Source organism: Streptomyces sp. NPDC001970, assembly GCF_053594115.1.
Map to the genome: position 1 here is coordinate 177,201 of NZ_JBSFDW010000002.1, position 25,721 is coordinate 202,921.

20 protein-coding genes and 3 pseudogenes are annotated in these 25,721 nt (G+C 73.4%); 18 read left to right on the forward strand and 5 right to left on the reverse strand.

The window, feature by feature from the left end; translation table 11 throughout:
• Positions 1-29: 29 nt before the first annotated feature.
• Positions 30-1,514 (reverse strand): xylulokinase, encoded by a 1,485-nt coding sequence (xylB, locus tag ACWCP0_RS03325; RefSeq protein ID WP_451077153.1) that lies wholly within the window; start codon positions 1,512-1,514, stop codon positions 30-32.
• Between the two features lie 241 nt (positions 1,515-1,755).
• Here xylB and xylA point away from each other — a divergent pair, with 241 nt between their 5' ends.
• The 3 genes and pseudogenes from xylA to ACWCP0_RS03340 all read left to right on the forward strand — a co-directional run.
• A complete protein-coding gene (gene xylA, locus ACWCP0_RS03330; protein ID WP_451077154.1) occupies positions 1,756-2,925 on the forward strand; it encodes a xylose isomerase in 1,170 nt (389 codons plus the stop codon).
• A gap of 298 nt (positions 2,926-3,223) precedes the next feature.
• A complete protein-coding gene (locus ACWCP0_RS03335; RefSeq protein WP_451077155.1) occupies positions 3,224-4,489 on the forward strand; it encodes an ROK family protein in 1,266 nt (421 codons plus the stop codon).
• A gap of 93 nt (positions 4,490-4,582) precedes the next feature.
• A pseudogene (locus tag ACWCP0_RS03340) lies at positions 4,583-4,724 on the forward strand (endo-1,4-beta-xylanase); the annotation flags it as partial.
• 216 nt (positions 4,725-4,940) lie between these two features.
• Here the strand turns inward: ACWCP0_RS03340 and ACWCP0_RS03345 are convergent.
• Both ACWCP0_RS03345 and ACWCP0_RS03350 read right to left on the reverse strand, forming a co-directional pair.
• The gene (locus tag ACWCP0_RS03345; RefSeq protein ID WP_451077156.1) at positions 4,941-9,830 is read right to left on the reverse strand and encodes an HAD-IC family P-type ATPase; all 4,890 of its coding nucleotides are present in this window, start codon (positions 9,828-9,830) and stop codon (positions 4,941-4,943) included.
• 66 nt (positions 9,831-9,896) lie between these two features.
• Entirely contained in the window at positions 9,897-10,475 is a 579-nt protein-coding gene (locus ACWCP0_RS03350; RefSeq protein ID WP_451077157.1) for a hypothetical protein, read from the reverse strand.
• A gap of 299 nt (positions 10,476-10,774) precedes the next feature.
• On the opposite strand from ACWCP0_RS03350, the gene ACWCP0_RS03355 reads away from it, so the two are divergent.
• The 3 genes from ACWCP0_RS03355 to ACWCP0_RS03365 all read left to right on the forward strand — a co-directional run bounded on the left by ACWCP0_RS03355 (position 10,775) and on the right by ACWCP0_RS03365 (position 12,905).
• Entirely contained in the window at positions 10,775-11,032 is a 258-nt protein-coding gene (locus ACWCP0_RS03355; RefSeq protein ID WP_451077158.1) for a hypothetical protein, read from the forward strand.
• A 65-nt stretch (positions 11,033-11,097) separates the two neighbouring features.
• Positions 11,098-11,268, forward strand: coding sequence for a hypothetical protein (locus tag ACWCP0_RS03360; protein ID WP_451077159.1), 171 nt, complete (start codon positions 11,098-11,100; stop codon positions 11,266-11,268).
• Between the two features lie 200 nt (positions 11,269-11,468).
• On the forward strand, positions 11,469-12,905 hold the full coding sequence (locus tag ACWCP0_RS03365) for a S1 family peptidase (protein WP_451077160.1): 1,437 nt from the start codon (positions 11,469-11,471) through the stop codon (positions 12,903-12,905).
• A gap of 33 nt (positions 12,906-12,938) precedes the next feature.
• Here ACWCP0_RS03365 and ACWCP0_RS03370 read toward each other — a convergent pair.
• Positions 12,939-13,284, reverse strand: a pseudogene (locus ACWCP0_RS03370) (arginine deiminase family protein); the annotation flags it as partial.
• On the opposite strand from ACWCP0_RS03370, the gene ACWCP0_RS03375 reads away from it, so the two are divergent.
• Positions 13,241-13,585, forward strand: coding sequence for a hypothetical protein (locus ACWCP0_RS03375; protein ID WP_451077161.1), 345 nt, complete (start codon positions 13,241-13,243; stop codon positions 13,583-13,585). The pseudogene ACWCP0_RS03370 and the gene ACWCP0_RS03375 overlap by 44 nt on opposite strands.
• Before the next feature lie 156 nt (positions 13,586-13,741).
• On the opposite strand, the gene ACWCP0_RS03380 is transcribed toward ACWCP0_RS03375, so the two are convergent.
• Positions 13,742-15,106: an MFS transporter gene (locus ACWCP0_RS03380; RefSeq protein ID WP_451077162.1), complete on the reverse strand. Its 1,365-nt coding sequence runs from the start codon at positions 15,104-15,106 to the stop codon at positions 13,742-13,744.
• Positions 15,107-15,424: 318 nt separating this feature from the next.
• On the opposite strand from ACWCP0_RS03380, the gene ACWCP0_RS03385 reads away from it, so the two are divergent.
• From ACWCP0_RS03385 to ACWCP0_RS03435, 11 genes and pseudogenes are all read left to right on the forward strand, one after another.
• The gene (locus ACWCP0_RS03385) at positions 15,425-16,909 is read left to right on the forward strand and encodes an aldehyde dehydrogenase (RefSeq protein ID WP_451077163.1); all 1,485 of its coding nucleotides are present in this window, start codon (positions 15,425-15,427) and stop codon (positions 16,907-16,909) included.
• A 297-nt stretch (positions 16,910-17,206) separates the two neighbouring features.
• Positions 17,207-18,139, forward strand: coding sequence for a VOC family protein (locus tag ACWCP0_RS03390; protein WP_451077164.1), 933 nt, complete (start codon positions 17,207-17,209; stop codon positions 18,137-18,139).
• Entirely contained in the window at positions 18,136-18,951 is an 816-nt protein-coding gene (locus tag ACWCP0_RS03395) for an aspartate dehydrogenase domain-containing protein (RefSeq protein ID WP_451077165.1), read from the forward strand. The genes ACWCP0_RS03390 and ACWCP0_RS03395 overlap by 4 nt, the downstream gene beginning before the upstream one ends.
• Positions 18,948-19,742: pseudogene (locus tag ACWCP0_RS03400) on the forward strand (alpha/beta fold hydrolase); the annotation flags it as partial. The gene ACWCP0_RS03395 and the pseudogene ACWCP0_RS03400, both read left to right, overlap by 4 nt.
• A gap of 30 nt (positions 19,743-19,772) precedes the next feature.
• A complete protein-coding gene (locus ACWCP0_RS03405; RefSeq protein WP_451077376.1) occupies positions 19,773-20,294 on the forward strand; it encodes a cupin domain-containing protein in 522 nt (173 codons plus the stop codon).
• Positions 20,287-21,039, forward strand: a complete 753-nt coding sequence (locus ACWCP0_RS03410; protein ID WP_451077166.1) for an SDR family oxidoreductase — start codon at positions 20,287-20,289, stop codon at positions 21,037-21,039. The genes ACWCP0_RS03405 and ACWCP0_RS03410 overlap by 8 nt, the downstream gene beginning before the upstream one ends.
• A 14-nt stretch (positions 21,040-21,053) precedes the next feature.
• On the forward strand, positions 21,054-21,836 hold the full coding sequence (locus ACWCP0_RS03415) for an SDR family oxidoreductase (RefSeq protein WP_451077167.1): 783 nt from the start codon (positions 21,054-21,056) through the stop codon (positions 21,834-21,836).
• Positions 21,837-21,848: 12 nt separating this feature from the next.
• Positions 21,849-23,498, forward strand: coding sequence for a thiamine pyrophosphate-binding protein (locus ACWCP0_RS03420; RefSeq protein ID WP_451077168.1), 1,650 nt, complete (start codon positions 21,849-21,851; stop codon positions 23,496-23,498).
• 13 nt (positions 23,499-23,511) lie between these two features.
• Complete coding sequence (locus tag ACWCP0_RS03425) at positions 23,512-24,447, forward strand: PDR/VanB family oxidoreductase (RefSeq protein WP_451077169.1); 936 nt, start codon at positions 23,512-23,514, stop codon at positions 24,445-24,447.
• A gap of 20 nt (positions 24,448-24,467) precedes the next feature.
• Positions 24,468-24,695 (forward strand): recombinase-like helix-turn-helix domain-containing protein, encoded by a 228-nt coding sequence (locus ACWCP0_RS03430; protein WP_451077170.1) that lies wholly within the window; start codon positions 24,468-24,470, stop codon positions 24,693-24,695.
• 2 nt (positions 24,696-24,697) lie between these two features.
• Entirely contained in the window at positions 24,698-25,711 is a 1,014-nt protein-coding gene (locus ACWCP0_RS03435; RefSeq protein ID WP_451077171.1) for a Rieske 2Fe-2S domain-containing protein, read from the forward strand.
• Positions 25,712-25,721: the final 10 nt, after the last annotated feature.

Genomic DNA, 25,721 nt, shown 5'->3' on the forward strand with positions numbered 1-25,721 from the left:
GCCGCGCTCTCCGAAGGCGCGCGAAGGGCTCAGCGCCCCGCCCGGGCGAACCACCCACCTGCATCGCCGAGCACCGACTCGATCCGTTCCCACGTCGCCCGGTCCCGTTCCACGGCGGGCAGTTCGCGGCCCCGGCCGGTGCCCCAGCCCGTCGCGACGGCCACCGGGTCGTCGCCGGTCGCCGCGCCCGCGGCGAGGGCGGCCGCGCCCAGCGCGACGAGTTCCTGGGCCTCGGGGATCAGGACGGGCCGACCGGAGAGCCGGCGTACGGTCTCGACCCAGGTGCGCCCCTGCGCGCCGCCGCCGATGAGCCGCAGCGGCCGGGAACGCACGCCGGGCCCGTCCGGGTCGAGGCCGACGGCGACGAGCAGCTCGTCCAGCGCGCGCAGCACGGTGAAGACCGCTCCCTCGTAGGCGGCCCCGAGGAGCTGGCCCGCCGTGGTCGTGTGCCGCAGGCCGGTGAGCAGGCCCGAGGCGTGCGGAAGATCGGGCGTGCGCTCCCCGTCGAGGTACGGGAGCAGGACCGCTTCGCCGCCCGGCTCCGCGTCCTCGCGGCCGAGGCCGAGCAGCGCCGCGACCTTGTCGACGGCGAGCGTGCAGTTGAGGGTGCACGCGAGCGGCAGATGGGTGCCGTCGGTGGCGGAGAACCCCGCGAGCGCGGCCGATGCGGCCCGCGTACGGGTGGCCGCGAAGGCGGTCCCGGAGGTCCCGAGGCTGACCACGGGATGGTCGAGCAGCCCGGCGCCGCCGAACCCGAGTCCGACCGCGGCAGCCATGTTGTCGCCCGTCCCGGCGGCCACCGCGATGCCCTCGGGCAGACCGAGCGCGGCGGCGGCCGCCCGGGTCAGCGGGCCCACGCGCTCGGCACCGCCCGCGGCAACGGCCGGCAGCAGCGCCGCGTCGAGGCCGACGAGGTCGAGCAGCCCGGGATCGTAGGCACCGGTGGCGGTGGAGTACCAGCAGGTGCCCGACGCGTCGCCCGGGTCGGTCGCCGCGACGCCGGTCAGCCGCTCGGTGAGGAAGTCGTGCGGCAGCCGTACGGCGGCGGCCGCTTCGGCGACGGCGGGCTCGTGCTCCCGCAGCCACTGCCACTTGGCGGCGGTCATGGACGCGACGGGCACGGAGCCGGTGCGGGCCAGCCAGGCGTCCGGGCCGCCGAGCGCCTCGGTGAGCGCGGCCGCCTGCGGGGCCGAGCGCGTGTCGTTCCACAGCAGGGCGGGGCGCAGCGGGCGTCCGGCGGGGTCCAGGGTGACCAGGCCGTGCTGCTGGCCGGCGACCGCGATGCCGATGACGGCCGACGCGGCCGTACCGGACTCCTTGAGAGCGGCGGCGACCGCTTCGCGCAGCGCCTGCCACCACACCTCGGGATCGGTCTCCCGAGCGCCGCCGTCACCGGTGACGGTGTGGGGCGCGCGCCCGACCGCCAGGATCCGGCCGGTGGCGGCGTCGGTGACGACCGCCTTGGTGGACTGGGTGGAGCTGTCCACGCCGATGACGACGGGTGATGTCGGCACTGCGCACCTCACTGGTGATGTGGGCCCATAATTTTGGTTATACGAAGAACAAAATATGTCCAGGGCGCGAACGGCCGTCAAGCGGGGCAACGAGGACGAGGCGAGCGGGCATATGGGGTAAATCATCGATTATTCCTCAGAGCTCGTGCCGTGGGCCGAGGGCTTGGCGGGAGCTGCTTCATGAGGTATTGGTTAGGAGACAAACAAATCATCGAGCTGCCGTCACCCAAGGGGCCGCACCATGTCCGATTCCTTCACCCCCACCCCCCAGGACAAGTTCACGTTCGGTCTGTGGACCGTCGGCTGGCAGGGCCGTGACCCCTTCGGCGAGGCCACCCGGCCGGCCCTCGACCCCGTCGAGTCCGTCGAGCGCCTGGCCGGCCTCGGTGCGTACGGCGTGACCTTCCACGACGACGACCTGATCCCGTTCGGCTCGTCGGAAGCCCAGCGCGAGGCGGCCGTCAAACGCTTCAAGGACGCGCTCGAGCGCACCGGGCTCAAGGTGCCGATGGCGACCACCAACCTCTTCACGCACCCCGTCTTCAAGGACGGCGCCTTCACCGCCAACGACCGCGACGTGCGCCGGTACGCCCTGCGCAAGACCATCCGCAACATCGACCTCGCGGTCGAGCTGGGCGCCACCACCTATGTCGCCTGGGGCGGCCGCGAGGGTGCGGAGTCCGGGGCCGCCAAGGACGTGCGGGTCGCGCTCGACCGTATGAAGGAGGCCTTCGACCTCCTCGGCGAGTACGTCACCGAGCAGGGCTACGACCTGCGCTTCGCCATCGAGCCGAAGCCCAACGAGCCCCGCGGCGACATCCTCCTGCCGACCATCGGCCACGCCCTCGCCTTCATCGAGCGCCTGGAGCGTCCCGAGTTCGTGGGCGTCAACCCCGAGACCGGCCACGAGCAGATGGCGGGCCTGAACTTCCCGCACGGCATCGCCCAGGCGCTGTGGGCGGGCAAGCTGTACCACATCGACCTCAACGGCCAGTCGGGCATCAAGTACGACCAGGACTTCCGCTTCGGCGCGGGCGACCTGCGCCAGGCGTTCTGGCTCGTCGACCTCCTGGAGACGGCCGGCTACGAGGGCCCCCGCCACTTCGACTTCAAGCCCGTGCGCACCGACGGCTTCGACGGCGTGTGGGAGTCCGCGAAGAACTGCATGCGCAACTACCTGATCCTCCAGGAGCGCGCCGCCGCCTTCCGCGCCGACGCCGAGGTCCAGGAGGCGCTGACCGCCTCCCGGCTCGACGAGCTCGCGCTGCCGACCGCCGCCGACGGCCTGAAGGGCCTGCTCGCCGACACCGCCTCGTACGAGGACTTCGATGTGCAGGGCGCGGCCGAGCGTTCGATGGCCTTCGAGCGCCTCGACCAGCTCGCGATGGAGCACCTGCTCGGGGTGCGCTGACCCGGTCCCTGCCGGGCGCCCCGGGGCGGTCAACGGCCGCCCGTGGCGCCCGGCGCGTGCCCACGGTCGCCCAGGGCCCCGGGGAGCGCGGCCGCCCATGGCCTCCGGGGCGCGGCCGTCGGTGGCCCGGGGTGTGCGCGTCCGTGTGGCCCGGCGCGCCGGGACATGCGCGGAACCGGCGGGTTATGTTGACCCGTCGCCCCGTGGCGATCAGCGAGCAGCGATCAGCGCGCCGCAGCCGGCGCACAGCGAAACCCTTCAGCAGGTCGCCCTGCCGGGGCAGGTAGGGAGTGAGTACGTGTCACAGAGCGCCGCCGAGGCGGCTCGCTCCCCCGGGGCGGCCCCCGTCGACCAGATGGCGGTGCGCCGCGTCAACCTCGTCCGTGTGCTGGGCGAGGTCCGCTCGGCGGGGCCGCTGTCCCGGGCGACGGTCGCCCGGCACACCGGGCTGACCCGGGCCACGGTCTCCAGCCTCGTCGCGGAGCTGATCGAGCGCCGGCTGCTGCGCGAGACCGACTACCAGCAGGACGGCACGGTCGGACGCCCGGGACGGCGTCTGGAGATCGACGGCAGGGGAGTGGCCGCGCTGGGTCTGGAGATCAACTCCCGCTACCTGGCGGCCTGGTCGACGGACCTCGCGGGGCGGCCGCTCCACGAGCGGCGCCTCGTGCACGACGCGACGCGCGAGGCCGCCGAGGTCACGATCCGCACGCTCGCCGCGATGGCCGGGGAACTGGTCGACGGCGCCCTGCGCGCCGGCGTCCACACGGTGGGCATCGGTGTCGCCGTGCCCGGCCCGGTGGACATCGCCACCGGTCTCGTACGCTCCGCGCCGAACCTGCACTGGAAGGACGTCCCGGTCGCCGGGCTGCTGCGCGATCTGCTCGGCCTGCCGGACGGTGTGAGCGTCGTCGTCGACAACGAGGCCAACCTGGCCGCCCTGGCAGAGCGCGGTCACGCCCGGTCCGCGGCCGCCGACCTCCTGTACGTGACGGGCGAGGCGGGCATCGGCGCGGGCATCGTGGCGGACGGCAGACTGCTGCGTGGCGCCGGTGGCTTCAGCGGCGAACTGGGGCACATCCAGGTCGATCCCGCGGGCGGGACGTGTGCCTGCGGGCGCACCGGCTGCCTGGAGACCAAGGTGGGGCTGCCCGCCGCGATGCGTGTCGCCGCTCCCGACCTGGTGAGCCGGCAGGCGGCGGGCACCGCCTTCGACGACCCTCAGGAACAGGCCCGGGAACTGCTGCGCCGTGCCGCGCAGGGCGACCCGAGGGCGCTGACCGGACTGGACGAGATCGGCCGCTGGCTCGGCATCGGCCTGTCGATCCCGGTGAATCTCCTCAACCCGGACGTGATCGTGCTCGGCGGCTACTTCGCGGCGGTCGCCCCCTATCTGCTTCCCGCCGCCATGCGTGAACTGCGTGACCGGGCTGTGGCGGGCGACTCGGCGGTGTGCCGGGTGACCGGCTCGGCCCTGGGCTTCACGGCCGCGGTGCGCGGCGCCGCGGACGTCATCGTGGAGGAGATCTTCGCCGATCCGGGCCGGGTGGACGTCGCGTCGTAGGGCGCCGGATTCCGAAACTTCTTCGAAACTCCTTGCGTCGCTCGCGATTCGAGTTGCGCATTCCGCCTCCTCAGCCGTGTGATGTCGGCTCGCTGTGACAACGACTGCAACACGGACGGCGTCAACGCGAAGAACACTGCCGTCCACAACCTGGTCAGGGACTTCGAGCAGCGCGGTGGTGCCCATCGACTGCGTCGGCGGCTTCCAGTCGCACGTCAACAGCCAGTCCCCGGTGCAGGACGCGACCGCCTTCGCGTACCGCAACGCCACGTTCGCCACGGTCATCGCCGGCATGTGGGCGGACCCCGCGGACACAACTTCATGGCCGGCGGCGACCAGGACCGCATCAGGGCCCACGACAAGGGCGGTGACGACCCCCTCGTCGAGGTCGACATCAAGCCGTGGCCGAGCGCGAGGGCGTGCGGCCGTCAGCGGACGAGCCGTACGACCTTCAGCGGACGACCCGTACGACGGGACGCATCCGCGAGGTGAGATCGGCCAGCAGCCGGTCGGCCTGCGGCAGTACGCACGGACCGAGGGAAGCGGCACCGACGGCGACGGCCACACCGGTCCAGGCCAGCGGGCCGAGCGGCGTGCACCCGAAGAAGTGGCTGACGACGGGCGTCTGGACGAGTGCCACGAGCACGGCCGCGGTGCCGAGCACGGTGACCAGGACCAGCGGACTGTGGCGGCGTCCCGCGACGGTCTGTGTGAGCTGGGCGCCGACCACCCCGCACAGGGCCATGGTGCTCGTTCGTCGCGCCGAGCCCGGAGTGAGCGTGCCGATCAGCCAGGCGACGGCCGCGCCGATCCCGGTGATCACGCCACGGTGCCGGATCTGGCGGGTCAGCGGCCGGCCGAGGACGGCGAGGCCGACGGGCGTGCCCTCGGCCGCGACCTCACCCGCGGGGTCCTGGGTGTGGGGGGTGACCGCGACCGCCATCGCCGGGAACATGTCGGTGAGCAGGTTGACCAGCAGCAGCTGACGTGTCGACAGCGGCGACGTACCGGACAGCAGCGTGCCGAGTACGGAGAAGCCGACCTCGCCGGCGTTCCCGCCGAGCAGGATGCTGATCGCGTCGGCCACGCTGCGCCACAGGGCGCGGCCCTCGCCGATGGCGTCGATGAGCACCGACAGTTCGTCGTTGGTGATCACGAGGTCCGCGGCGTTGCGCGCGGCCGCCGATCCGCGTGCCGCGATACCGACCCCGACATCGGCGGCGCGGATGGCGGCGGCGTCGTTGGCGCCGTCCCCGACCATGCCCACGACGCGTCCCGCCTCCCGAAGCGCCTCGACGACCTGAAGCTTCTGTTCGGGGGCGACGCGGGCCACGACCCCGCAGTCCCGCAGCAGGCGCGCCCGCCCCGCCCGGTCCAGCGCGGCCAGATCGTCCCCCGTGACGACCGTGACGTCCGGTGGCCAGCCGAGGGCGACCGCCACGGAGCGGGCGGTCTCGGGGTGGTCGCCGGTGAGCATGACGGGCCGTACGCCCGCCTCGCCGAGTCCGGCCACGAGCGGGGCGGAGCCGGCGCGGGGCGTGTCGGCCAGGGCCACGAATCCGATGAGTTCCAGCAGTTCGAGGGGCTTGTCCAGGGCCTCATCCGACTCGTCCGCCGTGAGGCGGCGCTGGGCGACGGCCAGGAGCCGCAGGCCCTGGGCGGCGAGCGTGTGTGCCGTGTCGACGACTGCCGGATCCGCGTCGGGGCAGCAGGGCAGCACGACTTCCGGCGCACCCTTGACCACCAGCAGGTCCCGGCCGTCGCCGTCGCCGTCGTCGTCGGACTTCGCGGCCGTTCCCGCGGCGGCCGCGTAGCCCCGGCTCGCCTCGAAGGGCTGAGCCCGCATCACGGTCCACCCGGTCTCGCGCGGGGCTGCCGCCAGGACGGCCTCGTCGGTGGCGTGGGCGTGGAAGCCCGCCTGCTCGACGACGCGGGGGCAGGCCCGGGCGGCGATGCGGAGGACCGGCTCCGCGCCGGGGTCGGACGCCGGGTGCTCCGCGCCGTCGGCGGTGACCACGCGGACGACCCGCAGCCGGTTCTCGGTGAGGGTGCCGGTCTTGTCGAAGCACATGGTGTCCACGCGTCCCAGCGCCTCCAGGCTGCGCGGTGTGCGCACCAGGACACCGAGCCTGCTCAGCCGCCGCGCCGCGGCCATCTGCGCCACCGTCGCCACCAGGGGCATGCCCTCGGGCACGGCGGCCACCGCGACCGCCAGCCCGCCCTGGAGCGCGGTGCGCACCGGGCGGCCGCGCAGCAGGGACAGCCCGGCCACCGCGGCGCCGCCGGCGAGGGTGAGGGGGAGCACCCGGCGCGTCAGCTGGTGCAGCCGTGCCTGGACGCCTGCCGAGGTGGGGACCCGGGCGGCGAGCGACGCCGCGCGACCGGCCTCGGTCTGGTCGCCGGTGCTCACCACGACCGCCCGCGCACGGCCGGCCACCACCGTGGTGCCCTCGAACACCATGCAGGTGCGGTCGGCCACGGACGCCTGCGGTACGGGGGCCACTTGCTTACGGGTGGGCAGTGACTCGCCGGTCAGCGAGGACTCGTCCACCTCGAAGCCGCTGACCTCCAGCAGCCGTGCGTCGGCCGGGACCACGTCGTTGGTGCGCAGTTCGATCACCTCGCCGGGCGCCAGCCGTTCGGCCGCGACGAGGGACGGCTCGTCGGCGCCGGAGCCGGCGTCGGCGAGGCGCCGGGCCGTCCGCCGCTGACCGGTGACCAGCGCGGACAGCGCCCGCTCGGCGCGTAGCCGCTGCACCCCGCCGACCAGGGCGTTCACCGCCACGGCACCGATGACGAGGAACGCGTCCACGGCCGATCCCAGCAGCGCCGACGCGGTGGCACCGACCACCAGGACGGGGGTGAACGGGTCGTCGAGTTCGGCCCACACGGCACCGGCCAGGCGCGCGCCCATCCGCGCCGGCGCGAGGGCCGGGTGCGTCACCGCCGCGCCCGCGGCGTGTCCGGCCCGGGTCCGTACCACCGTCCAGGCGGTGGGCGCGGCCCGCGAAGCTCGCGCCAGCCGGGCCATGACCTCGTCCGGGTGCAGGGCGTGCCAGGGCACCCGGGGCCGGGGGTGCGGGGCCGTACCGGCGGTGACGACCAGCGCGGTGAACCAGCTCGACACCAGGGCCACCGCGGTCGCGATGTTGACGGGGCTGAGCCGCAGTTCGAGAGGGAAGGGGACGCGTTGCGACCGCGACCCACGGGTGAGCACCAGGAGCTCGGAGAGCGTGGTGCCCGCTTCGGCGAGGAACTTGGCCCGTCGGCTGACCGCCCGTGCCGCGGGCACGGCGGACAGCAGCCGCCAGGCGCCCTCCAGTCCGTGAAGGGCCAGGAGGTCCGCCCCCCAGACGACTGCGCTGCGCTCGTCGGTGACGGCGAAGGCCAGGTCACTGCGGAGCAGCCCGTCGAGCACGTCCCGGCTTGATTCCGTCAGCTCCCGCTCGGTCGCGGCCCGTTCGTGCGGGACGCGCGCCACTGTGAGGACGGTCCGGCCGTCGGCCTGCAGGCCGGTCACCACCTCGGCGAAGGGGCGCTCGGCGGGGGCGAGTTGATCGGCCAGGGTCCCGAACTCACCGAGCGCGTGGTCGTCCACCACCACGACGTGCAGCCCGGCCCGGCGCGCCGCGTCCAGCGCGGCCTCGGCCATCGGGTCGACCTCCCAGCCGACCAGCACGGTGCCGACGTCCGCGCCGCCGACCGACGCGATCATCAGTCCCGTGGGCGGCGGCTCCGACGCCGGCGGACCCGACTTCGACCGTCGCGTGGCCGACGCCGTCTCATCGGGCACCGGCCGCAGGCCGAGCCGCGGCTTCCCGGACGGAGCTGCCCCGTTTTCGGGCGAAGTCCCGCCACCGGGCATGGCCCCGTTCTCGGGCGAAGTCCCGCCACCGGGCATGGCCCCGTTCTCGGGCGAAGTCCCGCCACCGGGCATGGCCCCGTTCTCCGGCGAAGTCCCGCCACCGGGCATGGCCCCGTCCTCGGGCGAAGTCCCGCCACCGGGCATGGCCTCGTTCTCGGGCGAAGTCCCGGCGCCGGTCGTCGCCCCGCCATCGGCTGTGTCGTCGGGCGCGCTCAGGACCGCGGTGGCTTCCAGCCACAACCGGTGGTGGTCCCAGCCGGGCATGCTGGGATGCACCTCGAGCACGGTACGCCGCGTGCTGCGCAGCGCCTCGGGATGGAGGACGACCGTGTCCACGAGCTCCAGTCGGCGCAGCCGCTCGGGGTCGCGGACCAGGACGTCCTCGCGCGCCAGGGCACTGCCGAGCGCCGCCGTGAATGCCGCAGGGCCGTAGCGCGCGGCCTTGGGCGAACCGCCGAGTGCGGTCTCGGCCGCCTCGTCGAGGTTGCGGGTGAACAGCAGCGTGGTGACGGCGCCGCCCAGCATGCCGTTGACCGCGGCGTCGGCGTACTCCTCGCCCGGACACGGACGCAGCGACGGACGCTCGATGTCGCCTCCGGCGACCGTCAGCCGATGCGGGGCGCACAGGCTGTCGTGCACGGCGTCGAAGGTGGCGAGCTGGGCCAGGGACTGCACCAACTGGACGGTCCGCAGAGCCGCGTCGAGCAGCAGCGGACTCGGCGACTGCCCGATCCCGCAGACGGCCGCATGGGCCGCGGCCAGCACCAGATCGGCCGCGTCCGCGCCCAGCGTGCGGCTCAGCGCCGTGCGTACGCGCGAGTCCTCGCGCAGCACCACGACCGCGGCCACCACGACCTCCGGCGCACGACGCAGAAACGCCGTCCGTGCCGCGAAGGCGGTGGCGATGCCCGCCGCGTCGCAGGCGAGGGCGAGAGCGCTCGCGCGCACACCCCCGGCGGCACCGGGGTGCGCGTGCTCCAGCGTGTGGTCGCCGACGTGCACCAGCCCGTGCTCGGCGGCGAGTGCGGACACCCTGTCCGCCAACTCGTCGCCGGCCGCGTCCTCCGTGGTCTGCACGACCAGCCGTCCCAGCCCGCCGTCCCAGTAGGCGAGCAGTACGTCAGGGTGCTCGGCCAGCTCGACGGCCACCTTCCGTGCGGTGGCCTCGAGCCGCTCGACGGTGGGCGTCTGTGCGTCCGGGTGGTGCCGCAGGGCGAGGTGCATCCGGGAACCGGCGCGCCAGTAGCCGACCTGAGGGGTCATCGCGTTTCGGGCGGCCCTGCCGACGCGCAACGCGGTCGCGGACACCGCCGTCGCGCCCTTCGCCGCGCCGCCGGCACCGGCGTGCACGAGTTCAGCGGCCATGCGCGCCGTGTCCGTGGCCGGCGGGGCGATCCGGCGCGTGGCCTCGACGGGGGCCGCAAGGATGTTCTGGAGGGCCACGACGGGCAGCCCGGTCAGCAAGCGGAGCAGCATCTGTCACCTTCGCGGGCTTGCCGAACGGGCCGGGGCGGAACGGTGGTCACACGGGGAAGGCCGGCGTCAGGACTTCTTCCGCCCACCTGCCTTGGCGCGCGTGGCACTCGTGGCGCTCGTGGCGGCGCGCTTGGACGAGCGGGCCTTCGCCGTGGCCGAGGTGCTGGTGGACTTCGTCGGGCGCGTCTTCGCCGACCCCGACGTGGCCTTGGCCGGGCGGCTCTTCGCCGACCCCGTGGCGGTCGACGCCTTGCCCGACCTCGCGGCCTGCTTGGCCTTCAGCCCTTCGGTGCGGGCCCCGCCCGCCGCCTCGGCCGCCGCGGCGTCCTTGGGGCGCGGCTGCGTGAGCCACACCACCGCGGCGCCCGCCACGGCCACCGGCCACTCGACCACGCCGGCGACACCGAGCAGCCCGGCACCGGTGTACGCGGCGACACGGCGTGCGTGCGGCGAGACGATCCCGACGGAGTCCAGGACACCGTCGACGACCCCCTTGACCCGCTCCATGCCGGGCTTGACCCGGTCGGCGCCCGGGACCTTCTCCACGGCCGCCGTCATCGTCTGCACGGGGTGCGCCAGTGTCTCCTGGACGGGATGCTGCCCCTTCTTGCCCCCTGAGCCGGACGCGCGGGAACGGTCGGTCATGGTCGCTCTCCCTCCGTAGGGCAGGTGAGGCATGCGGCCTCAGCCGTGACAGCCCTCACCCTTCAACAACCTTGACAAGATCACGCAACTCCGGCAAGCCTGGGCATATCCAACTACCGCCGAGTGAGCTAACCGGCGGTGGACGCCGTCGGAGCCGATGGTCCGAACCCTCGCCCGCCACCGTCGGCATCGCCGTCACCGTCTGTCCGCGGCTCCTGCGCTTCGCCGACCGGCCCACCGGCACGCCGCCGGGCGTGCGGCAGGCATCGGGCCCCCTACCTCCCCACGAAGGCCGCTCCATGCGCATCGAACTCACCTGGCCGCGCCCCGGCGCCGACGACCGGACCCTCACCCTCGCGCTCCCCGACACCCCCGCGCTGCGGCAGGCGGGCCGCCTGCTGACCCCTGCCGCCCTCCGGCGCGCCGTCGCCTCCGCAGAACCCCTCGTCACGGCCGCCGCCCACGCCGCCGCCGCCCACGCCGCCGGCGCCTCTCCCGTCACCCGCGCCGCCCTCCCGTACGCCCTCCGCTTCGCCCGGCAGGCACTCGACAACTGACCGACGGCACTTCGACGGACGTCCGCGGGCTCCGTCAGGAGCGTGCGCTTCCGCGGCACGACGCCTTGCTCGCCATCGCCGTCGCCGACCGGGGCCCCGAGGGCGTGCACGACGGCGGCGCGTACGACGGCGGGTCCGGTGACGGCGAGTACCCGGCCCGCGTGCTCGGGAAGGCCGTCCGGCCAGTCGCCGACACGTCCGCACAGAGCGGCCACGGACTCTCCGCCGTGCGGTAACTGCCGTACGAGACGCCGGGGAAGCCGACGCGGGCAGTGCCTGGACGGACGTCGGCGACGAATCGAGGAGCGGATTCAGCTGCGGCCGGTGATGAACACCTCGGCGCACAGGTCCGTATAGACGAGGGGGTCCGGCTTCCCGGGCCCACCGTCCAACGGGTGACACCGTGTCAGTAGTCGGTACGACCTTGGGGCCGCGGATGAGGCACGCACGACGCAACCTTCAGCGGATCGCCCGGCTGGCTGCCGTCGGCGGGCTGGTGTGCGGCGCGCTGATGGTCTCCGACGCCATGGCGGGCGAGCCGTCCGCGCCGGTGACAGACCCCGGCGCCGTACAGCGGGCCGGCGACCCGGTCGCGTCGCTGGTCTCGCGGCTCGGCACGTCCCGTACCGCGGGCAGCTGGAGGGGGGCCGACGGCCGTCCGGTGGTCGCGGTGACCGACCCGGACGCGGCGGCGGAGGTGCAACGGGCCGGTGTGACCGCCAAGATCGTGCCCAACAGCATGAAGCGGCTCCGTTCGGCCACCGCGACCCTGCGCTCGGCGCCGACGGTCAGCGGAACCGCGTGGGCGGTGGACTACGCGTCCAACAGGGTCGTGGTCCACGCCGACAGCACCGTCTCCGCCGCCGACTGGTCGCGCATGGCCGATCTCGCCGAGAGCATCGGCGGCTTCGTCCACATGGAACGGACCCCGGGTACGTTCACCACCAGGCTCAACGGCGGGGCCTCGATGCTCGCGGACAACATCCGCTGTTCCGCGGGTTTCAACGTGACCGACGGCCAAAGCTCGTTCATCCTGACGGCCGGGCACTGCGGACCCGTCGGCACCACCTGGTTCGGCGGCCGGGAGGGCGAGGCCCTCGGCTCCACGGTCGCCTCCAGCTTCCCGGGCAACGACTTCTCCCTGGTGGAGTACGAGAGCGGCGCGACCCCCGAACGTCCCGACATCGTGGAGATCGGCGGTGGCCGAGGGGTACGGATCATCGGCGCCGCCGATCCCGTCGTCGGGCAGCAGGTCTTCCGCAGCGGCAGCACGACCGGGTTCCGTACCGGGCGGGTGACCGCGCTGAACGCGACGGTCAACTATCCGGAGGGCACGGTCACCGGCCTGATCGAGACGACCGTCTGCGCGGAATCCGGAGACAGCGGCGGCCCGCTGTTCTCGCAGGGGCTGGCGCTCGGAGTGACCTCGGGAGGCAACGGGGACTGCACGACCGGGGGCATCACCTACTTCCAGCCGGCGATCAAGGCGATGGCGGCGCTCGGGGTGCGCCCGGCCGGCGGGCCCCCGGCCGACGGTCAGGACGATGCCGCGAGCCAGGGGACGGACTCCCCGACCGACGGGCCCTCCGACGCCTCCGACGCCTCCGACGCCTCCGACGCCTCCGACGCGTCCGCCGGCTCCGACGCCGTGACGCCGGGCACCCCCGCACCGCCGGGAGCCCCTGTCCCGCCGGCCGCCGCCGGACCGGGGAGCGTCACCGATATCGCCGCCGGCCTCGGGCCCCTCGGCGCCGTCGGTCCGGGGCTCGGGGTCATCGGCCTGAGCCTCGTCCTGCTGATCGCCAGTCGCTGGATCCAGGCGGCCCAGGGGCGCCGGGAATACCGCAACATCTACTCCCAGACCTGGGCCTGAACCTCGGGCCCGGGTCGTCGCGGCGGCGGTTCGGAAGTCGACGGGTTCGCGGATGAGAGGGCGGTCATGCAGTGGCCGCCGCCACGGCCGCGGCCGTGTTCGGCGCCGACAATGGTGATGACGTCGACCCCGGCCTTGCGCAGCAGCGCGTTCGTCTGTGTGTTCGGGTCGTAGGTGAAGACACGCCCGGTCCGAGGGCGACGGCGTTGTTGCCGCTGTCCCACTGCTGCCGCTCGGAGGCGTACACGTCGCCGCCGGTCTCGATCACCTGCAGTTCCGGGAGGCCGAGTGCCCCGGCGACCACGTCGACGAAGGCGCGGGAGCCTTCGTCGGTGATGTCGACCCCCGGGGCCTCGTCACTGGGCCGCAGGGCCGGCGTCTGCGACCCCATGGGGCAGGTCGGCGCGCCGGTCGCGACGAGCAGCCTGCGTGGCTCGAGCGTCTCCAGGAAGGCGCGTGTGCTGTCGATCAGGCCGAGGCCGACCTCGTTCGCGGTGATCTTGCGGTCGAGGAGCCACGACCGTGCCTCCGGGATGGCCATGGCCGACCGGGTGGCCGACGCCCGGGCCTCGAGCGAGAGGGAGATGCTCGCCGGGCTCGGGCTCGCGCAGCGGCGACAACTCGCCGCGCTGCTCGGCTCACTGGGGCAGTCGCTCGAGGGCGCCGACCCCGGAAAGTGAAAACGGGCTCCCCGCTCCGCACCTACGGCGGAACGGGGGACCCTGCGGCCCGGACCCGGACCCGGACCCGGACCCGGACCCGAGCCCGGACCCGGACCCGGACCCGGACCCGAGCCCGGACCCGGACCCCGACCCCGACCCGGGGTGGTGCTCGGTTCAGGAATTGAGCTCCTCCAGCGTCTTCCCGTTCGTCTCGACCGCGAAGAACGCGATCGCCATGCCCACCGCCGCCACGCAGGCGAGCTGAGCGAAGACGAGCGTCAGGCTGCCGCCCGCCCCGAGGATCGCGCCGACGGTGATCGGGCCGAGGATGACGCCGAGCCGGTTCCACAGGCCGCCGAAGGCCGCTCCCTTGGCGCGGTTGCGGGTCGGGTAGAGCTCGGGGGAGTAGAGGTAGAGCCCGGCGTTGATCGCGTACACGAAGAAGGTCATGCAGGACGCGAACACCGCGACCTGCCCGCCGGAGACCGCCCCGGTCAGGGCGAGCGTCCCGAGGGCCAGCGTGGTGCCGCCGAGGGCGGTGACCAGAGCGGGCCGGCGGCCGACCCGGTCGATCAGCAGCGCGACGATCAGGGTTCCGAGCAGCCCGGTGACGTTGCTGAGCAGCGTGTAGACGAGGGCGGTGGTCAGGTCCAGACCGAAGTTCTTGGTGTAGAGGGAGGGCAGCCAGGTGGAGATGCCGTGGTTGACGTAGTACGCGACGAACCACAGGCCCGACACGACCGCCGTGCGGCGCAGATACCGCCCCTGGAACAGCTCGCGCAGCCGGCCCTGCGCGGCCTCCTCCGCCTGGTCGGCGGCCGGTGCGGGCAGCGGTGCGGCGGTGGACCGGGCCACCTCTGCCTCGATCTGGGTGATGACCCGCTCGGCCTCCTCCGTCCTGCCGCGTGCGAGCAGCCAGCGCGGGGACTCGGCGACGTGCTTGGGGAGTGCGGCCGCGATCAGTACGGGCAGTGCGCCGATCACGAACATCGCCCGCCAGCCGAGGTTGGGAACCACCCACACGGCGACCAGGGTTGCCGCCGCGAGACCGGCCGGGAAGATCATCTCGTAGAGGAGGACGAAGCGGCCCCGGCGGTCGGAGCGTGCGATCTCGTTGATGTACGTGGCGGCGACGGGGACGACACCGCCGATGCCCAGGCCCTGGGCGAAGCGGAAGAGGGCGAACAGCTCGATGCCGTTCGAGAACGCCACGGCGAGGCTGGCGAGTGCGGTGACGGCGACCCCCAGGGTGACGGTCCGCACCCGGCCGATCAGGTCCCCCATCCATCCGGCGGCCAGGGCGCCCAGGAGCATGCCGATCGAGCCGGCGGTCACGGCGAAGGTGGCCTGCCCTGTCGTCAGGTGCCATTCCTTCATGAGGACAGGAAGTGCGGAGGCGGCCAGCAGTTGGTCGAACGCCTCGAAGAAGGTGACGGCGCCGATGAGGAAGCGGACCTTGACATGCCAGCGGGAGTGCGGCAGTCGTTCGAGCCTCGCCGCTATCGATCCCACGGCGGGCCGGCCGGCCACAGTCGTCATGAGTGGTTCCTTCCGCGAACATTGACGTTGCGGCGACAGTAGGAGCAGTTATCTAAGCGGTCAATGATTAATGGCAAAGACATCTTGGATCGGTGGCTCCGGATCCTCGATGCGGCTGCGTTGATCATGTGCGGCACGGACTTCCGGGGAATCCTCCCATGCGGGGTCTTGCGTGGAAGATGCCTTAGGGCTTAGATATCTAGCGCTGAGGGATTGGGATCCCGGGTCGGCCTGTCGTCAGGCCGCCGGGGACATCCGCACCCAGTGAAAATCCCGCACCAGCACCGCCCCCACACCCACGCGCCCGGAGGTCCAGCCATGCCTCGCTTCACGACCGACATCCTGATCGCGGGCCAGTGGCGGCGCGGCGGCGGCGCCCCCATCGAGACCGTGGACCCGGCCACGGGTCAGGTGCTCGCCACCGTCCACGCGGCATCGGCCGACGAGGTCGACGAGGCGGCCCGCGCCGCCGCGCAGGCCGCCGCCGACCCGGTCTGGCGGAACCTTCTGCCCCACCGTCGCGCCCGGCTTCTCCACCGCGTCGCGGAACTGATCGAGGACGCGGCGGACGACCTGTCGGCCGTCCAGACCGCCGACACCGGCAAGACCCTCGCCGAGACCAGGGCCCTCGCGCTCAGCGCCGCCGCCACCTTCCGCTACACGGCCGCCGCCCTGGAGACGGCGGAGGAGGAGATCACCCCGTCGCGCGGCGACTACGTCACGATGAGCGTGTACGAGCCGATCGGCGTCGTCGCCGCCGTCAATCCGTGGAACTCGCCGGTCGCCAGCGACGCCCAGAAGATCGCCCCCGCTCTCGCGGCCGGGAACGCGGTCCTCCTCAAGCCGGCCGCCTGGACGCCCCTGGTCTCCCTCGCCCTGGGAGGGCTGATCACTCAGGCGCTGGACGAGTACGGGCTGCCCCGGGCGCTGCTCTCGGTGCTGCCCGGCAGCGGCCGGGTCGTCGGTGACGCCCTCGTCTCCCACCCGCTGGTCGGCCGCATCGGATTCACCGGCGGCACCGACACCGGCCGGTCCATCGCGGCGGTCGCCGCCCACAAGCTGGTCCCGGCCTCGCTCGAGCTGGGCGGCAAGTCCCCGACGATCGTCCGCGCGGACGCCGACATCCCCCAGGCGCTGGCCGGCGTCATGTTCGGGATCTTCTCCTCCAGCGGCCAGTCCTGCATCGCCGGATCGCGGCTGTTCGTGGCGCGCGGCATCTACGACGAGTTCGTCGGCGAGCTCGTCGAACGGGTCCGCAAGCTGCGCGTCGGCCCCGGCACCGCCCCCGGCACCCAGGTCGGCCCGCTCGTCCACCACCGGCACCGGGACGCCGTCGCCGCCTACGTCGACCTGGCACGCGAGGAGGGCGGCCGGGTCCTGTGCGGCGGCGCCGCACCCGAGGGCGACGCGTACCAGGACGGCGCGTACTACCTGCCGACGGTCATCGACGGCCTGCCCCACACGGCCAGGGTGTGCCAGGAGGAGATCTTCGGCCCGGTGCTGATCGCCCTGCCGTACTACGACGAGGACGACCTGGTCCGCCAGGCCAACGACTCGGTGTACGGGCTGGCCTGCGGCATCTGGACCCGCGACCACCGGGCCGCCTGGCGCCTCGCCCGCCGTATCGACGCCGGCACGGTCTGGATCAACACGTACAAGCAGTTCAGCATCTCCACCCCCTTCAGCGGGATGAAGGACAGCGGCCTCGGCACCGAGAAGGGCCGTGACGCGATCCGCGCGTACCAGCGGCAGAAGTCCCTGTACTGGGGCACCTCCGACGCGCCCCTGCCCTGGGCGGGCTAGGCCGTGTCCGGCAGGTCCCGCCTGGCCGGCGACGCCCGGCACGCTCCCCCAGAGCTTGCGCCTGGGAGGTGCCCCCACCCCGTAGCCCTTCGGGCACGGGAGCTGCCCCGACGCCGCGTTGTCGGAGTCATCCACGTACGTCCGGTACGGAGATGATCCTCCGCCTTGCGATCGCACGCACCGGACGCCGCGCGCCCCGCCCTGCGGGCGGACGGCGCCATGTGCCGGACAGGCCCAGGGCCTGATGCGCGAAGACACGCCCCGAGTCCCCTCCCCTCCGTACGTCTGGAGACGGTCATGCCCCATCCCCCCGTCGCGCGACTGCGCGCCCTGCGCTCGGTCGAGCTGCTCACGCCGGCCTTCGGCGAGGCCGCCGACTTCTACGCCGAGGCCTGGGGCCTCACGGTCGTGGACTCCGAGCACGACGCCGTATGGCTCCGCGGCACCGGCGAGGAGCACCACGCGCTCCAGCTGACCCGCTCGCACCGCGTCGGCCTCGGCCGGATCAGCTTCGCGGTCGCCACCCCCGCCGAGGTGGACGAGGCGGCCCGCCGGCTGCTGGCCCGCGGCATCACCCCCGTGGCCGGACCCGGCCGCCTCGACCAGGTCGGCGGCGGCTACGGCCTGCGCTTCACCGACCACGAGGGCCGGCTCATCGAGCTGTCCGCCGAGACCTGGGCCGTGACCCCGCGCGGCCGGGACGAGGCCGTCCCGGTCGGTGTCACCCACGCCGTGCTCAACACCACCGACATCGACGCCTCCGTCGCCTTCTACTGCGACGTGCTGGGCCTGCGCGTCTCCGACTGGTCGGAGCACCGGATGGCGTTCCTGCGCTGCAACGCCGACCACCACTGCATCGCCTTCAACCAGGCCGAGTGGGCGTCCCTCAACCACGTGGCGTACGAGATGACGTCGGTGGACCACTTCATGCGAGGGCTCGGCCGGCTGCGGCACCACGGCGTCAGCCCCCAGTGGGGCCCGGGCCGGCACGGCCCCGGCGACAACACCTTCTCCTACTTCACCGACCCGACCGGCCTGGTCTGCGAGTACACCTCCGAGGTCGCCCAGGTGGTCGAGGACCGCTGGATCGCCAAGGTGTGGCGGCGCACGCCCGAGCTGTCCGACCTGTGGGGCACGGCGGGCGCACCGTCCCAGGAGATCCGCTGCCACATGGCCGGGTCGCCCGACCCCGGCCCGCTCAGCATCCGTCCCGAGGGAGCACACGCATGAGCACCCACATGAGCGCACACATGACGACGCGCAGGACAGGCCTCGTCGGCTGGGGCGCGATCGGCCGTGTCGTCGGTGCGGCGCTCACCGAAGGCGCCGTACCCGGCGCCGAGCTCGTGTGCATCGTCGACAACCGGGCCATCGGCGAGGCCCCGGCGCCGCAGGTCACCTTCGAGGAGGCGCTGAAGCGCTGCGACCTGATCGTGGAGGCGGCCGGCCAGGGCGTCGTACGGGAATGGGGCGAGCGGGTCCTCGCCTCGGGGACCGATCTGCTGATCGCCTCGACCGGTGCGCTGACCGACGAGGAGCTCGCCGAGCGGCTGCTCGCGGCAGGACCGGGCCGGGTGTACTTCACCGGCGGCGCCGTCGGCGGACTCGACCTCCTCCAGGCCGTGCGTGCCCTCGGCCCGCTGCACGACGTACGGCTGACCACGACCAAGCTGCCCGCCACGCTCGAACAGCCGTGGATGGACGAGGAGTTGCTGACCCGTATGCGGGCCGCGAACGGGCCCGTCGAGGTCATGTCCGGCAGTGCGCGCGACATCCCGGTGAAGTTCCCCAAGTCGACGAACGTCGCCGCCTCGGTCGCCCTTGCCGTCGGCGACCTGGACGCCGTACGGGTCCGGGTCGTCGCCGACCCCGGCGCGCACCACACCCGGCATGTCGTCGAGGCGTCCGGCACCCACGGCACGTACCGCTTCGAGGTCGCGCATCTGCCCGACCCGGGCAACCCGGCGACCAGCCAGGTCGTTCCGTACGCGGTGCTGCGCAGCCTGGCCGCACTGGCCGGCCGGACGGGACAGATCCTGTGACGGCGGCCGTGCACGTCGAGGCCGTGCACGTCGAAGAGGCGGGCGAGGCCGGTCCGCTGCTGCTGTGCCTGCACGGGATCGGCTCCTCGTCGGCCGCGTTCGCACCGCAGCTCGACGAACTGGGCCGGTACGCATGCGTCGTCGCCTGGGACGCCCCCGGATACGCCAAGTCCGCCGACCCCGAGGCCCCGTTGACGCTCGACGACTACGCCGACACGGCGGCCGGCCTGATCCGCTCGCGCGGCGGGAGTGCCCATGTGCTGGGCGTGTCGTGGGGCGGCGTGATCGCACTCCGGCTCGCCGTACGCCACCCGCAGCTCGTCGCCTCGCTGATCGTCGCCGACTCCAGCCCGGGATCAGGCACGGACCCGGCGAAGGCGGCAGCCATGCGGGCACGCGCCTCCGAGCTGGCCGAGGTCGGGCCGAGGGCGTTCGCCGAGCTGCGCGCACCCCGCCTGGTGTCCGAGCGGGCCCCCGACGAGCTCGTACGACGCGTGACCGACACGATGGCCGACTCCGTCCGCCTCCCCGGCTACGGCTACGCGGCGGAGTCGATGGCCGCCGCCGATCTGCGGGGCGAGCTCGCGCGCATCACGGCCCCCACGCTCGTCCTGTGCGGCGACCAGGACCGGATCACCGGCACCGAGGCCTCCCAGGCCATCGCCGGCGCCGTCCACAGGACCGCCTACGTGATCGTCAAGGACGCCGGTCACCTGGCCAACCAGGAGCAGCCCGCGCACGTCAACGCATGGGTGCTCGCTCACCTCCGCATCACCGCGCGCATCCCCGAACAGCGCACCGACGAACAGGAGCCCTCTGCCATGCCTCTGACCACCACCGAGTACGACAACGGCGGCGACCTCGCGAAGTACACCGACGCCCTCATCGCGACGAAGGACTCGCGGGAGCCGGACTGGGGCACCCTCTCCTTCCAGGAGAAGGCCGGTCCGCAGTTCAAGCGCGCCCAGATCCGCTACGTGGGCTCCGGCGCCACCGGCAACCACGAGAGTGACAACCGGATCATCCCGTCCGGCGGTTTCACCTTCTCCAACATGCTGCTGCCCCCGGGTGCCGAGGGCCCGGCGCACACCCACCACGACGTCGAGGAGGCCTTTTTCGTCCTGGAGGGCCAGGTCCGCGTCGGTGTCCACCGCGGCCCTGACGAGGTCGAGTACCGCACGCTCGGCTACCGCGACATGATCGTCGTCCCGGCCGGGGTGACCCGCTCGCTGAAGAACGAGGGCGACACCGACGCGCTGTTCTGCGTGATCATCGGCACGCAGAAGCCGCAGGTCCCGACCTACCCCGAGTACTCGCCGCTGTACGGGATCACGCGTGACTGACGCCGGCGAGGGCGTCCGTACGGTCGTCGTCACCGGGGCGGGCCGTGGCCTGGGACTGGCCATGGCCCGCCGGGCCGGCGCGGACGGCTTCCGGGTCGTCGTCGCCGAGCTCGACCCCGGGCGCGGCACGCGGGCCGCCGGGACGCTGCGCGCGGAGGGGACCGACGCCCACTTCGTGCGGTGCGACGTCGCCGACCCGGCCTCCGTCACGGAACTGGCCGACGCGGTACGGGACATGGGACCGCTGTACGGCCTGGTCAACAACGCCGCGCTCGCCAACGGCGTCGGCGGCAAGGAGTTCCAGGACATCGACGTCGAGGTGTGGGACCGGCTGATGACGGTCAACGCCCGCGGTCCCTGGCTCGTGGCGAAGGCCCTGTACCCGCTCTTCGGGGAGCAGGGACGCATCGTCAACCTCGCGTCGGACGCCGCCCTGTACGGCTCCCCGCGCCTCGCCCACTACATCGCCTCGAAGGGGGCGGTGATCGCCCTGACCCGGGCCATGGCCCGGGAGCTCGGCGAGCGGGGCATCACCGTCAACGCGCTGGCCCCCGGCCTCACCGAGGGCGAGGCCACCGGGACCGTGCCCGCCGAGCGCCACGACCTCTACCGCGCGAACCGGGCCGTCTCCCGCCCTCAGCGGCCCGACGACCTCACGGGACTCGTCTCCTTCCTGCTCAGCGAGGAGTCCCGCTATCTGACCGGACAGGTGATCGCCGTCAACGGCGGCTTCACCATGAACTGACCTGGAGAACCACCATGGATCTGGGCCTCGCCGACCGCACCATCATGGTCACCGGCGGCAGCTCGGGCGTCGGCCTGGCCACGGTCCGCGCCCTCGTCGACGAAGGCGCACGCGTCGCCACCTGCGGACGCGACGCCGACCGGCTCGCCAAGGCGGCCGCGGCCATCGGCAGCGACCGGCTGCTGACGGACGTGTGCGACGTACGCGACGCGGATGCCGTACACGCCTTCACCGAGCGCGTGGCCGGCGAGTTCGGCGGCATCGACGGACTCGTCAACAACGCCGGCCAGTCCCGGATGAAGCGCCTCGACGAGACCACCGGCGACGACTGGCGCGACGAACTGGAACTGAAGTTCTCCGGCGTGCTCAACACGCTGCACGCGGCCCGCCCCCATCTCAGGGCCTCGGACGCGGCGAGCGTCGTCAACGTCAACGCCGTCCTCGCCAAACAGCCCGAGCCCCGCCTGATCACCACGAGCGCCGCCAGGGCCGGCATCCTCAACCTCTCCAAGTCCCTGTCGGCCGAGCTCGCCCCCGACGGCATCCGGGTCAACTCGGTGTGCCTGGGCCTCATCGACACCGGCCAGTGGACCCGGCGCCACGCGGCGGCGGGCTCCGGCACGACCTACGAGGAGTGGCAGGCGGAGCTCGCCGCCGACCGCGGGATCGCGCTCGGCCGGCTCGGACGGGCCGAGGAGGTCGCGTACGCGATCGTCTCGCTGCTCTCGCCCCGCGCCTCGTACATCACCGGCACCAGCATCGACGTCTGCGGCGGCGTCGGCCGCTCCATCCTCTGAGGAGACCCCACCATGCGATACGACACCGGAGGCGATCTCCTCGTCGCCGTTCTGCGGGAACTGGGCATCGACACCGTCTTCGGCATCGTCAGCGTGCACAATCTGCCGCTCGTCGAGGCCGTCGACCGGGAGCTCCGGTTCGTGCCCGTACGCCACGAGGCATCCGCCGTGAACGCCGCCGACGCCTACGGGCGCGCCCGCGGCACCATCGGCTGCGCCCTCACCTCGACGGGGACCGGTGCGGGCAACGCGGCCGGATCGCTGATCGAGGCGCTGAGCGCCGGCACCTCCGTCCTGCACGTCACCGGGCAGGTGGAGAGCGCGTTCCTGGGCAGCGGACGCGGCTTCATCCATGAGACGAAGGACCAGCTGGGCATGCTGACGGCGGTCTCCAAGCACGCCGCCACCGTCCCGTCCGCCGAGGCGGCGGGCCGCGTCCTGCGCGAGGCGGCGCGGGCGGCGCTCACGGCACCCGGTGGACCCGCGAGCGTGGAGTGGCCGATCGACCTCCAGTACGCGGCCCAGACCGATGCCCCGGCGGCGACCGCCGTGCCCACCGTACCCGCTCCCACCGAGGGCGAGCTGGCGGCCGCCGGAGCGCTGCTCGCGTCCGCGCGGCGGCCGCTGATATGGGCCGGTGGCGGCGCCACCCGGGCCCGTGGCGAGCTCGCCGGCCTGCTCGCCGCGACCGGCGCCGGACTGCTCACCTCCAATTCCGGGCGCGGTTCCGTGCCCGAGGACCATCCCCAGGTCATCGGCAACTTCGCCGCCACCCCGGCCGGGCGCGCCCTGCTCGCCGACGCCGATCTGCTGCTGACCGTCGGCACCCACTTCCGTTCCAACGAGACGGCCGACTACGGGCTGGAGCTCCCCGCGTCCCACATCCAGATCGACCTGGACGCCGCCGCGCTGGGCCGTGTGTATCCGGCGGACCACGCACTGCACGGCGAAGCCGCCGCCGTCCTCGCGGCGCTGCTTCCCCACGCCCGGGCGGCCGAACCGGCCTGGACGAGCCGCGTCGCCGCGGTCCGTGCCGAGGTGCGGGCCACGCTGCACGACGCCATCGGCCCCCAGGCGGCCATCTGCGACGCGATCCGCGCCGCACTGCCCCGCGAGGCCGTCGTCGCCCGCGATGTCACCATCCCGTCGAGCAGCTGGGGCAACCGGCTCCTTGGCCTGTACGACCCGCGCGACAACGTCTTCCCGCGCGGCGGCGGCATCGGGCAGGGCCTGGGGATGGGCATCGGGGCCGCGCTCGCCCGGCCCGGGGACCCCACCGTCGTCCTCGCCGGTGACGGCGGCCTCGCCGTCCATCTCGGGGAGCTGCTCACCCTCGCCCAGGAACGGCCCCGCCTCACGCTGATCGTGTTCAACGACGGCGGCTACGGCGTGCTGCGCAACATGCAGGACAGGCACAGCGAGCGCCGCTCCGGGGTCGACCTCGTCACGCCCGACTTCGCGCAACTGGCCGCGGCCTGCGGGCTCCCGTACCTGCGGATCGCCGCCCCCGAGCACGCCGAGGCCGCGCTCGCCGAGGCCGTCGCAGCCGACGGGCCGACGCTCGTCGAGGTCGACCTGGCGGAGCTCGGACCGATGAAGAACCCGTTCACGCCGCCCGTGAAGATCCCGGGCCGCAGCCCCGGCCCGACGCCGGCCCCGTGAGGAGGCAGCCGAGATGAGCGAGAGCGCTCTGCACCTGACCGTGCACCGCATGACCTGGGAGGCCGACGGCGTGCTGTCCGTCGAGCTGACCCACCCCGACGGCAAGCCCCTCCCGGCCTGGACGCCCGGCGCCCATGTCGACGTCGAGGTCGGCGGGCGGATCCGCCAGTACAGCCTCTGCGGCGACCCGCGGTCCGCCACCGTGTACCGGATCGGCGTCCTCGACGAGCCCGCCTCGCGCGGCGGTTCGCGGTACGTGCACACCCGGCTGCGCCCCGGGCAGACCGTCACCGTCTCCGAGCCGCGCAACCACTTCGCACTGGAGGACTCCGCCGGATACGTCTTCGTCGCCGGCGGCATCGGCATCACCCCGCTGCTCGCCATGGCCCGGGAGACCGCACGGCGCGGCGCGCCCTGGCGCATGGTCTACGGCGGACGCAGCCGCGCCTCGATGGCCTTCACCGAGGAACTGGCCGCGCTGGACGGCGAGGTGACCCTCGTTCCGCACGACGAGCAGGGCCACATCGACCTGGATGCCGCGCTGGCGGATCTGCCCGACGGCACCCTCGTCTACAGCTGCGGCCCGGAGCCACTGCTCGCCGCCGTCGAGCAGAAGTGCCCCGCGGGGCGGCTGCGCGTGGAGCGGTTCGCCGCACCGGCCGTGGAACGCACCGGCGAGGACGCGGCCTTCGAGGTCGAGTGCCGCACCTCGGGCCGCACGCTCACCGTCGGGCCCGGCACCTCGATCCTGGAGGCCGCCGAAGGGGCGGGACTGAGCGTCAACAGCTCGTGCCGTGACGGCATCTGCGGATCCTGCGAGACGCGTGTGCTGGCCGGCACGCCCGATCACCGCGACTTCCTGCTCAGCGAGGCCGAGCACAGCGCGAACGCCACCATGATGATCTGCGTCTCGCGCTGCGCCTCCGGCCGCCTCGTCCTCGACCTGTGAACCGCCCGTTGGAGACCCCCATGACCACCGCCCCCTGGCCGTACCTGGACGCCCACCAGTCCCGTACGCACGAACCCACCCCCTACGAGTACAAGCTCGCCGCCACGCTCGAGGAGGTCTTCACCAAGGACGGCCACGAACTCGCCGACGTCGTCCGCGGACTGAACGCCCGCCAGGTCCACGCCCCCGACGGCGCCCCCTGGACCGAGGAGTCCTTCCGCGCCGAGATGCACCGCCTGGGAGCCTGACCATGAGCCTGTCCACCACCGCCACCGCCGAGCACATCTACGCCACCGGGCTGCGCAACCAGTGGCACCCCGTCGTCCCGTCCCGCTTCGTCGCGCCCGGCGCGATGCGCAAGGTGACGGCGCTCGGGGAACAGTGGCTGCTGTTCCGCCGCTCCGACGGAGCCCTGTCGATGCTCGCCGACCGCTGCCCCCACCGCGGCGCACCCCTGTCCCTGGGCAAGCACCTCGGCGACCGGGTCGCCTGCTGGTACCACGGTGTCGAGGTCGAGACCGACGGCACCGTCTCGTCCGTGCCGGGACTGCCCGGCTGCGCCCTGGAGGGCAAGAAGCTGGTCACCTCGCTGCCGGTCCGCGAGGTCGCCGGCGCGGTCCTCGCCTGGTTCGGCGACGAACAGCACCCCGAGCCCGCCGAGCTCACCCTCCCCGACCCGCTCACCGACCCCGACGTCGAGCCGATCCTGTGCTACGCCGAGTGGAACGTGCCGTGGCGGTTCGCCGTGGAGAACCTCCTCGACCCGATGCACGGAGCGTTCCTGCACCACGAGTCGCACACCATGTACGACGGCGACACCACCGCCAAGTTCCGGATCCGCGAGACCGACCGGGGCTACTTCTTCGAGAAGACCGACCAGCGCGGCGTCAACTTCGACTGGGTCGAGCTGTGCCGCACCGGCATCGACTGGGTGGACCTCTCCATCCCGTACCCGCCGTCCGCCGGACCCGGCGGTGCCTTCGGCATCGTCGGGGCGGCCTGCCCGGTCGACGCCGGACGCACGGGTGTCTTCTTCTGGCGCTACCGCCGGGTCCGGGGCTGGGAGCGCGACACCTGGCGCTTCCTCTACAAGACGCTCATCGAGAAGCGCCACTGGGAGGTCCTCGAACAGGACCGCGTCATGCTGGAGGCCATGCCGGCCGACGCCGACCAGCGGGAGAACCTGTACCAGCACGACCTGGGCGTGGTGCGGCTGCGCCGTCTGTACCGGGCACAGGCGGAGGCACAGGCCGCGGCGGGGTGAACCGGACGGC

Bases quoted from the DNA above. Each gene is read 5' to 3' on its own strand.
- ACWCP0_RS03425 (WP_451077169.1), top strand. From the start codon at position 23,512: ATGAGCGAGAGCGCTCTGCACCTGACCGTGCACCGCATGACCTGGGAG.
- ACWCP0_RS03375 (WP_451077161.1), top strand. From the start codon at position 13,241: ATGTCGACCCCCGGGGCCTCGTCACTGGGCCGCAGGGCCGGCGTCTGC.
- ACWCP0_RS03430 (WP_451077170.1), top strand. From the start codon at position 24,468: ATGACCACCGCCCCCTGGCCGTACCTGGACGCCCACCAGTCCCGTACG.
- ACWCP0_RS03350 (WP_451077157.1), bottom strand. From the start codon at position 10,475: ATGACCGACCGTTCCCGCGCGTCCGGCTCAGGGGGCAAGAAGGGGCAG.
- ACWCP0_RS03355 (WP_451077158.1), top strand. From the start codon at position 10,775: ATGCGCATCGAACTCACCTGGCCGCGCCCCGGCGCCGACGACCGGACC.
- ACWCP0_RS03415 (WP_451077167.1), top strand. From the start codon at position 21,054: ATGGATCTGGGCCTCGCCGACCGCACCATCATGGTCACCGGCGGCAGC.
- ACWCP0_RS03380 (WP_451077162.1), bottom strand. From the start codon at position 15,106: ATGACGACTGTGGCCGGCCGGCCCGCCGTGGGATCGATAGCGGCGAGG.
- ACWCP0_RS03390 (WP_451077164.1), top strand. From the start codon at position 17,207: ATGCCCCATCCCCCCGTCGCGCGACTGCGCGCCCTGCGCTCGGTCGAG.
- ACWCP0_RS03395 (WP_451077165.1), top strand. From the start codon at position 18,136: ATGAGCACCCACATGAGCGCACACATGACGACGCGCAGGACAGGCCTC.
- ACWCP0_RS03345 (WP_451077156.1), bottom strand. From the start codon at position 9,830: ATGCTGCTCCGCTTGCTGACCGGGCTGCCCGTCGTGGCCCTCCAGAAC.
- ACWCP0_RS03405 (WP_451077376.1), top strand. From the start codon at position 19,773: ATGCCTCTGACCACCACCGAGTACGACAACGGCGGCGACCTCGCGAAG.
- ACWCP0_RS03420 (WP_451077168.1), top strand. From the start codon at position 21,849: ATGCGATACGACACCGGAGGCGATCTCCTCGTCGCCGTTCTGCGGGAA.
- xylA (WP_451077154.1), top strand. From the start codon at position 1,756: ATGTCCGATTCCTTCACCCCCACCCCCCAGGACAAGTTCACGTTCGGT.
- ACWCP0_RS03385 (WP_451077163.1), top strand. From the start codon at position 15,425: ATGCCTCGCTTCACGACCGACATCCTGATCGCGGGCCAGTGGCGGCGC.
- ACWCP0_RS03435 (WP_451077171.1), top strand. From the start codon at position 24,698: ATGAGCCTGTCCACCACCGCCACCGCCGAGCACATCTACGCCACCGGG.
- ACWCP0_RS03365 (WP_451077160.1), top strand. From the start codon at position 11,469: ATGAGGCACGCACGACGCAACCTTCAGCGGATCGCCCGGCTGGCTGCC.